This is a genomic window from Candidatus Aalborgicola defluviihabitans, from assembly GCF_016705985.1.
In the GTDB taxonomy this organism is placed as follows: Bacteria; Pseudomonadota; Gammaproteobacteria; order Burkholderiales; family Burkholderiaceae_C; genus Allorhodoferax; species Allorhodoferax defluviihabitans.
In genome coordinates, this window is the sequence record NZ_JADJKN010000021.1 from 1 (window position 1) to 8,015 (window position 8,015).

The window sequence follows — 8,015 nt, forward strand, 5'->3', positions numbered from 1 at the left end:
CCTTTGATCGCTACTGGCCTGGTCGGAATCCACCGACCTCGCGCTACGTACAGAACCGCCGGGAAGCCCTCCTTAAGCGCATCATCGAAGCCGGTCGTCAACACGACGCGACCCTTTGCATCGCATTCTCAAATCACCATTTGCTGGACTTGCTACGCAGCGATGCGGCACCACCCAAGGCAGTAACACTTCCCAGTCTGGACGAGTGGATCACATCCGAAGGCATGGACCCCGATGGTTGGAGCGAGGCCGAGTTGCTGGCCGAGTACAAGGCAGCGTTCGGTCTGGACAACGTGGACGCCATCGAGGCGGGCTCGGAATTCAAGGACCCGGTGGCTGAGCGGGTGAGGGCACTCAACTACCTGGAAACCGTGCTCTCAGTTCTGCCCACCGCCACCGACCGACTGGAATCCTGGTTTGCCCGACCGGTTGTGAAATGCCTGCGCAATATGGGCATCATCACTCTGGGTGACCTGGTGCGTTTCATCAACGTGTATGGCCACCGCTGGTATTCCACGATCAAGGGATTTGGTGCCCAGCGCGCAAAGCAAGTCGTGCACTGGCTGATCCTGGAGCAGGACCGCTTGAACCTTTTGGTGTCGGCCAGCGTGCATGAACCCAAGTCCAAACGCGAGTTGCGCGTAGGTTCCTTGCTGCCAACGGTGGGACAGGATTCGCTCGCGGTGCGCCAGTTTGGAGCCGGAACGCTGATGGCCAGTGCCATGCAACATATGCAAGCCACACCGACTCTGGCCGGAGGGCAGGGGGACTTCCGCTCCCACATGGCCAATACCCTGGGTGCCAAGAATGACCTGGAAGCGGTGAGCGCCTGGCTGTCCCGGTACAACGAGAAGCCGTCCACCCAGCGCAGTTACCGCAAAGAGGCAGAGCGCTTTCTGCTGTGGTGTGCACAAGTACTCAAGAAACCCCTGTCCAGCGTGAACTCACCCGATTGTCAGGAAGTACCGGGAATTCCTGCAGGCGGTACCAGCCACCTGGATGCAGCGTGTTCCGCTCAAACGCACCGATCCGGGTTGGAGAGCCTTCCGTAGCCAACCCAGTGCGGCTTCACAGAAGCAGGCCCTGGTGATACTGCAGACCCTTTTTGGGGGACTGGTTGATGCAGGCTACCTGGTGGCCAACCCGATGCGTTCGCTGATGAAAGGCTTTGACCTGCCGGCTTCCAAGATGGACATCCGCCGTTCATTCACGGAAGCCGAGTGGGCCCACGTACTGACCTGTGTGGATGCACAACCTGTCGGTCCGGAACGTCTGCGCCTGAAATGCATTCTCGAGCTTCTCGTCACTTCCGGCATTCGCCTGGATGAGTTGGCCAAGGCCAGGCACAAGGACCTGCGTATTGAAGCCCTACCGGATTTGCCAGAAACCTGGATCCTGACCGTCACCGAAAACGCAACAAGACACGCGAAGTTCCGCTCAATCCGGATGTGGTCAAGCTCCTGGCGCTGCATGGCGGCGAGTTTCTGGAAGAGGACAAGGGCGCGACTGACAAAGACAACCTGCCGCTGATCCGAACTCTAGGGGCGTCGGTACCGCAGTGGAAACGAGGGGAGGGCGGTGAACTCGTCACGATCGCCAGAACCGAGTTAGCTGGGTCAGCCTTGTCGGCGTCTGGCATCTATGCCGTGCTCAAGCGATTCTTCAAACACGCGGCCAAATCGGCATCCCAGGCAGGACTGGACGAAAAACGGTTTGAGAAGGCCAGTACACATTGGATGCGCCACACCTTCGTGCGCCAGGCGTTGGTGGATGGGGTACCGATTGAGGTGGCCAGCGAGTTGGCCGGGCATGCCAGCATTGATACGACGTCCATTTATTCGACGCAGGAACTGGCCAGAAAGATAAAGGCGGTCAGAGCGATGAAGCGCAGGGTCGCTGCGTAGATTAATAAGAGAGACAAACAATCATGGGGGATTGAAGCGTGAACTTTTCTGAGATCATCAAAACTCTTAACAACGCCTCGCTGTTGAGCGACCCCTTCATACGTTGAGAAATGATCATGCGCATTGAATTGCCAAGCCCAAGTGGCGAAGAGCTAAAGACGGCACGCTTCAAAACTGGATTGAGTCAGGTGGATGCTGCCGCACTGATGGGCTACCCCGTCCAGACGGGGAGCAGGGGAGGGCTGCAGTCCAGAACCTGGCAGGCGCTGGAGAGCACAAGTGACCCTCGCAATATGCCGGGACCGATCTTCGCCATGTTCCAACTTCTTACCGGGACCCATTCCGAATACGTCTTGGCCAAAAGAGATTCACCCGCTGACGCGGAAGAAACAAACATGCCAACGATCTAGAGTTTGTCGTGCCGACGATGGCCGGTCACATGGTGACTTACTGCAACGGTCTTTTGAGAAATTCAGGCAATACCAACGGCATGACGGCAATACCTTCTTCAATCAAGGACTCAGTTTCGGCACGGGAGGCCTTGCCACGAATGCCACGTTCTTCGGCCTCGCCGTAATGAATTTTTCGGGCTTCCTCGGCAAATTGATCGCCTACATCATCGGTATTGGCCTAACGAGTTGAGCCACTGCGGTCCATGCCGCTTGCAATGACTGGGTTGTCACAACAGAAGATGCAACTTCTGGCGAGGGCTGAACCGCTTCACGCTCGCTGCCAAAGTTCAATCTGGGTGCGCTGATCATCTTGACCACAGTGGCGTTACCGCAAACCGGGCACTCGACCTGACCCATTCCTTGTTGGTCCTGAAAATCGGCTTCAGATGAAAACCATCCTTCAAACACATGCTTGTTGGCGCACTGAAGGTCCAGTACTTTCATATCATTCCTGCGCGACTGTTTCTACAGCGCACGACTTTCGAGCGACCCGAAAGGGCAACTGTCCCAGAGGCACCAGAACCAAATGAGTAAATAGCTCTGGGTCCAAGCATGTAATAGTGGGCTCCAATCAAGGACATCATCACGGCAAAAAAACATTCAAATCAACGATATGTCCTGAAGTATCGCCCATCGGATTGCTTATGGTCGAAGTAGTAACCTCAAACAAGAACAAGTCAATACGAATATGGCCGAAACCAATCTACTCAATTGGGACTACCCACACCCTTTCATCCTGCCCTGCGTTCCAGGCATACAGGACATCGACGGTCTGAATCACACCAACAATGCGGTTTACGTGCAGTGGTGTGAAATGATTGGCTGGGCCCATTCGGAGTCCCTGGGTTTGAGTTTGGTCAACTACCACCAACTCGACCGTGCCATGGCCATACGACGCGGTGAATATGACTACTTGCTCCCAACGCAGATAAGTGAGCCACTCACTTTGGCGACCTGGCTTACCGGCAGTGACGGCAAATTGACGATGGAGCGCGGGTTGCAGTTGATTCGAAACAGTGACGGACTGACAGTGCTGCGCGGACATTGGGATCTCGTTTGCATTGAAATCGGATCCGGACGACCAAGGCGCATGCCTCGTGAGTTCTCCGAGATCTATCTCCCTGCAGTTGTCACACAACCCATTGAAGTGACTCAGTCGCAGCACAGTCAGTAGGGTCTTGCATGCCTATGAGGCACGCCACTGAATAGACCACTCATAAGACACGAACCGTCATGTACCAGAGAGGAGGATGTCCAATTTTGTGTCAATGGACTTTCAAACCTTCAGCGCCAATGACAAGGGGCTAAGTAAGGCCTCTTTTGACTGTTTTATCGGGACATGCATGAGCACTGTTTGAGTCGATAACTCTTATAGGCAAGTCCTTCGGATTTGCAGCAGTTAACTCTCAAAGGAGTCACCGTGTTCTACATGATGCCCAACCCACTGTTTGACAACGCGTTTCAATCTGGATAGCCGCTGCGCTCGACCCAGGCCACCGCCCAACTCATTGCAACGGCTTCCGATGCAGAAGGCTTTTCAGTCGCGTGTTGTCCATGATCTGGAGAGCTGCACCCTGATGGTGGAAGAGCAGGTGGATGCGGTATATCTGCCAGTTGAACGCAGTGTTGCAAGGACATGTCCTTCCAAACGCGCAAGGAAACATGGCTTGTAAACAAAGGTAATTGCAGTCAACGCCAGGAGAAACCCTGGCGTTGTGGTTACAAGCCCGGCAGACAACGCCGGGTCGCTCGAGATGGTCGGAGCTTATGCGACTGTCAATGATGAGTGAGAGTTAACCATGTTGAATATCAAGACCCTTATTGCTGCTACCTTGTTGAGCGGCGTTGCTGTTGCGTCCTTTGCGCAGGCTCCTGCAACCACTTCCAAGTCAGCACCTGTCACAACGGCTGCCGTGACCGCTGTGGCCACACCGGCTACTGCTACACCGGAGGCCAAGCCAGTGGCCAAGAAGGTCAAGCACGCCCATGCGAAGAAGGCTGCTGCCAAGCCAGCTGCGGAAGCGGTGACCAAGTAATCGGTTTCAAACTGTTGGTCGGTTTGGGGGCGCTGGGGTAACCTGGCGCCCTTTTAGTTTTTTGACGTTTCTGAAATCGTTGCGTATGCAAGCAGCACAAAAACAAAACAAAAAGAGGCCCATGAGGGCCTCTTTTGCATGCGCGACTGAGTCGCTAGAAGTGATTACTTCTTGGCAGCCTTCTTTGCAGCGGGAGCGGCAACTGCTACTGGAGCAGCTTTGAGCGCGGCGCGCTGGTCGCGCAGGGCTTTGATCTCTGCGCCGAGTTTGTCTTTGCGTTCAGTCAGCTTGGCAATGCTTGCGCTGATCTTGGCGATGGCTTTGGCCGCCTTGGAGACTGGAGCCTTTTTAGTAGCAGCTTTGGCTGCTGGCTTCGCAGCGGCTTTGACCGCAGGTTTTGCTGCCTTGGCGGCAGTCTTGACGGTTGGAGTTGCAGCAGCCTTTGCTGCTGGTTTTTGCAGTTGCCATGGTGTTGATTTCCTGTTTTATTGAACCCGCGCTGATGTTGTGCGAGCAGCATATTGTCGCAAGATTTGTTTTGCAATCACCACGCTAGCAACAAGCCATTTACTGTGATGGCAGCATGAGCCTGGAACTTCTTCATGGAAAGCCCCTATGGAAACCATTTCTCACGATATCGCAAACCTGTTTCTGCAACTCGGATTGCCCAGTGGTGCGCAGGACATTGATCAGTTTGTAGAGAATCACAGATTGCCACACGGCATCGTTCTGCACCACGCCCCCTACTGGAATGCATCACAGGCCCAATTCTTGAAGCAGGCCATCTAATGCGACTGCGAGTGGTCTGAAGTCGTTGATCAGCTCGCCGTGCGATTGAACTGAGTGAAATGCCAGGCGGGGCCAATTTGCAGGAGAACGCTGACCCAACCGCAAGGTGAGCTTGATCTGAAAGATGACCGTTCTGAAGACCGTACAAAGTTGAAGGGAGCGCTGAACAATTTGATCCAGAGCTTTGGTCGAGGAACGGTGCTCATGGCAAGTGCTGGACTTGCGGGTGACAGGAGACAGTGGTCCATGAAACAAGAACGCAGGACGCCGGGGTACACCACACGCTGGGCGGACATTCCGCTGGTGCTGGCTTGACTGTTCATTGCCAAACCGATGATGAGATCCGCCACGAAGCGCTCTGTTTAATCGAAGTTAGTGCATACGATATTCAGAGCGCGCTGTCTGGTCCTAACTGGAAGACAACCACCGACCCAAAGCGGTCATGTGTGCACCTAGATTAATTGCCGAAAAGGGGACATTTGATATGTTAGAAAGGGAGCGTGCTGAATGAGAAAGACTACGCATGGAAAACTGAACTTTCTGTGTCTCACCGGCCATAGTTAAGATGCGTCCTACTCACCCATACAACTAATCATGAATAACTACGAAGCTGCCAAAACAAGCTTGGAAAGAATCATTGAGGACATCGAGCAGTTGAACGATTTCAATGAGGCTACGGCGCGCTTCAAATTATTGATCGAGTTTTAACGGAAGTACTGTTTTGGGATCGTAAGGGTGTTAGTGTCGAGAAACATCATCGCGGCGACTTCACAGACTATGAATGCGGCGCTCCAGTTAAGCTGCTGGTAGAGGCTAAACGAGAGTCAATTGGATTCACGCTCCCTACGACTATCGATAAAAGCATTCTGAGGGTTGAAACCTTAATTGAGAAAAATAAAGATTTCGCCGATGCCATTGACCAAGCGGTCGGATATTGCCAAAAGAGAGGCATTCCGTACGCAGCGGTAACCAACGGGAGACAATGGGTATTTCTCCTTGGTGCGCGTATAGACAGCATAACCTCTGACAAAGGAAAGTGTGTTGCCTATCCGAGCCTAGACAGCATGCGTGAGAATTTCCGACAGCTGTGGGACCTCGTAACGCCCGAAGCACTCGCAGAGGGAAGTTTGAAAGCAGTACTCACTAAGACAACGCACGTTCCGCCTCCTAGAAACTCTCCTCTGGGCTTCCCGACTATCCCGGATACAAGAGCAGTGAATCCGATCGCGACCGAGCTGCAAATCTGGGCGGCTTTTTTTCGACGATATCGTTACACATCTCCTGTAGATCGAAGAACAATTCCTGAAGGATGCCTATTGCCAAAGTGGCGCGTTATCCCCGTACGCATTCGTGAGCAAGGAGCTTTTGCGAACGCGATACACCACCTTCTTTGAAAGTCAAGCCGGTGTATCTACGTCACCAGCGACCGGAAAGAAGGGCACGAACCCCCAATTGACCAAAGATGTACTTGCCGCGTCTTTGAGCAAGAGACCAATCTTGTTGGTAGGTGACGTTGGTGTTGGGAAAACCACCTTCATTCGAAACCTTGTAAAAAATGATGCCAAGGAGGAGTTCAGTCGATCACTTGTGCTGTTCATCGACTATGGTGTCAAGCTGCCGTTTCTACCGACCCCCAAGGGCTATACCTCGGCCGAGATCATTCGCCAGCTCGAGAAAACGAGAACGTAGATATCTCTGAGAGGAACTTCGTTCGGGGCGTATATCACCAGCGCCTCATGGACTTCGCCAAGGGCATCTATGCGGATCTGAAGGAAAGCGCTCCTGATGTTTTCAAACTCAAGGAAATCGAATTCTTAGGTGATTTGCTTAAGAACGATGAGGAGCACGTCAGACACTCGTTGGAACATATATTCCGTGGGCAAAAGCGGCAGGTCGTTATTTTTCTCGATAACGTTGATCAGCGTCCACCCGCTTTTCAAGAAGAAGTCTTCTTGATTGCCACGAGCATGGCTGCAACTTGGCCAGTCACTGCCTTCGTTTCACTTCGGCCTGAAACTTTCGCCCTTTCTCGGGCACGTGGAGCACTAGCAGCGTACCAGCCTCGCGTATTCACAATTGAACCGCCCCGAATTGACATGGTCATTAAGAAGCGTCTTGAGTTCGCACTTACTCAGTTAGTGAATTCTGGCAAGCTCCCCGGACTGGATGGCATCACATTGGCGTCAAAGAATCTGGAGAACTATCTGCGTATGCTTATTCGAGCGTTCGATACCCAGACCGAAATAATAGAGTTCATCGACAATATATTGTGCCGGCAATGTTCGGGAATCACTTAGGTATGTCGGGTCATTTCTAGGTAGTGGTCACGTCGATAGCGCCAAGATCCTAAACGCAATTGAAAACCGTGGAACCTATCTTCTTCCACTGCATGAATTCATCCGTGCCGTGATCTATAAGGACGCGGAGCACTATAACCCGTCGGATTCTCCCATTCCAAACATATGACATCGGTACATCGACGAGCAAGGAGCATTTTGCGATGCTACTCATGTTGGACTATGTGGAGCGAGCCGGTCAGGTCGGTGGACGCCACGGATTCGTAGAGCGTCATTTGTTGCTGGATTTCATGCAATCAGCTGGCTTCACCGTGGAACAAGTCTTGCCTCATATAAGGCGCGCTTTTGACAGGACTTCTATCTTCGCCGGAAGGTTTGAAGGATGAGGGAGCGGACAGACTACGTATCACTTCGGCTGGCGCCTATTCTAGGAAGAAGCTATGTGCACTGTTTTCATACCTTGACGCGGTTGTAGTTGACACGCCAATTGTTGATGCCAAAGCTCGCAGTGCGATTCACGATGCCCGTTCGATAGAG

At 53.0% G+C, this 8,015-nt stretch carries 11 protein-coding genes and 1 pseudogene; 11 read left to right on the plus strand and 1 reads right to left on the minus strand.

Annotated features, from left to right (window positions below; all coding sequences use genetic code 11):
* From IPI80_RS15715 to IPI80_RS15730, 4 genes are all read left to right on the plus strand, one after another.
* A partial coding sequence (locus IPI80_RS15715; protein WP_413861730.1) for a phage integrase family protein occupies positions 1-1,052 on the plus strand: 1,052 nt, incomplete at its 5' end.
* Positions 1,053-1,086: 34 nt separating this feature from the next.
* Complete coding sequence (locus tag IPI80_RS15720; RefSeq protein ID WP_413861732.1) at positions 1,087-1,530, plus strand: hypothetical protein; 444 nt, start codon at positions 1,087-1,089, stop codon at positions 1,528-1,530.
* Positions 1,449-1,904 (plus strand): site-specific integrase, encoded by a 456-nt coding sequence (locus IPI80_RS15725; RefSeq protein ID WP_413861734.1) that lies wholly within the window; start codon positions 1,449-1,451, stop codon positions 1,902-1,904. The genes IPI80_RS15720 and IPI80_RS15725 overlap by 82 nt, the downstream gene beginning before the upstream one ends.
* Before the next feature lie 116 nt (positions 1,905-2,020).
* Positions 2,021-2,314, plus strand: coding sequence for an XRE family transcriptional regulator (locus tag IPI80_RS15730; RefSeq protein WP_413861736.1), 294 nt, complete (start codon positions 2,021-2,023; stop codon positions 2,312-2,314).
* Positions 2,315-2,351: 37 nt separating this feature from the next.
* Here the strand turns inward: IPI80_RS15730 and IPI80_RS15735 are convergent.
* Positions 2,352-2,800 (minus strand): annotated as a pseudogene (locus IPI80_RS15735) (DUF1178 family protein).
* 244 nt (positions 2,801-3,044) lie between these two features.
* Between IPI80_RS15735 and IPI80_RS15740 the strand changes: the two are divergent.
* The 7 genes from IPI80_RS15740 to IPI80_RS15770 all read left to right on the plus strand — a co-directional run bounded on the left by IPI80_RS15740 (position 3,045) and on the right by IPI80_RS15770 (position 7,478).
* A complete protein-coding gene (locus IPI80_RS15740) occupies positions 3,045-3,530 on the plus strand; it encodes an acyl-CoA thioesterase (RefSeq protein WP_413861738.1) in 486 nt (161 codons plus the stop codon).
* 625 nt (positions 3,531-4,155) lie between these two features.
* Positions 4,156-4,392: a hypothetical protein gene (locus tag IPI80_RS15745; protein ID WP_413861740.1), complete on the plus strand. Its 237-nt coding sequence runs from the start codon at positions 4,156-4,158 to the stop codon at positions 4,390-4,392.
* A 288-nt stretch (positions 4,393-4,680) separates the two neighbouring features.
* Positions 4,681-4,884 carry a hypothetical protein gene (locus tag IPI80_RS15750; protein WP_413861742.1) on the plus strand — a complete coding sequence of 68 codons (204 nt, stop codon included), beginning with the start codon at positions 4,681-4,683 and terminating at the stop codon, positions 4,882-4,884.
* 123 nt (positions 4,885-5,007) lie between these two features.
* Positions 5,008-5,181 carry a DUF2789 family protein gene (locus IPI80_RS15755; protein WP_413861744.1) on the plus strand — a complete coding sequence of 58 codons (174 nt, stop codon included), beginning with the start codon at positions 5,008-5,010 and terminating at the stop codon, positions 5,179-5,181.
* Positions 5,182-5,235: 54 nt separating this feature from the next.
* Entirely contained in the window at positions 5,236-5,496 is a 261-nt protein-coding gene (locus IPI80_RS15760) for a DUF4113 domain-containing protein (RefSeq protein WP_413861746.1), read from the plus strand.
* A gap of 1,035 nt (positions 5,497-6,531) precedes the next feature.
* Positions 6,532-6,870 (plus strand): hypothetical protein, encoded by a 339-nt coding sequence (locus IPI80_RS15765; RefSeq protein WP_413861749.1) that lies wholly within the window; start codon positions 6,532-6,534, stop codon positions 6,868-6,870.
* 47 nt (positions 6,871-6,917) lie between these two features.
* Positions 6,918-7,478, plus strand: coding sequence for a hypothetical protein (locus IPI80_RS15770; RefSeq protein ID WP_413861751.1), 561 nt, complete (start codon positions 6,918-6,920; stop codon positions 7,476-7,478).
* The last annotated feature ends 537 nt before the right edge of the window (positions 7,479-8,015 follow it).

Excerpts from the sequence above, each read along its gene's own strand:
- IPI80_RS15730 (WP_413861736.1), top strand. The coding sequence starts at position 2,021 with ATGCGCATTGAATTGCCAAGCCCAAGTGGCGAAGAGCTAAAGACGGCA.
- IPI80_RS15740 (WP_413861738.1), top strand. The coding sequence starts at position 3,045 with ATGGCCGAAACCAATCTACTCAATTGGGACTACCCACACCCTTTCATC.
- IPI80_RS15745 (WP_413861740.1), top strand. The coding sequence starts at position 4,156 with ATGTTGAATATCAAGACCCTTATTGCTGCTACCTTGTTGAGCGGCGTT.
- IPI80_RS15755 (WP_413861744.1), top strand. The coding sequence starts at position 5,008 with ATGGAAACCATTTCTCACGATATCGCAAACCTGTTTCTGCAACTCGGA.
- IPI80_RS15770 (WP_413861751.1), top strand. The coding sequence starts at position 6,918 with ATGGACTTCGCCAAGGGCATCTATGCGGATCTGAAGGAAAGCGCTCCT.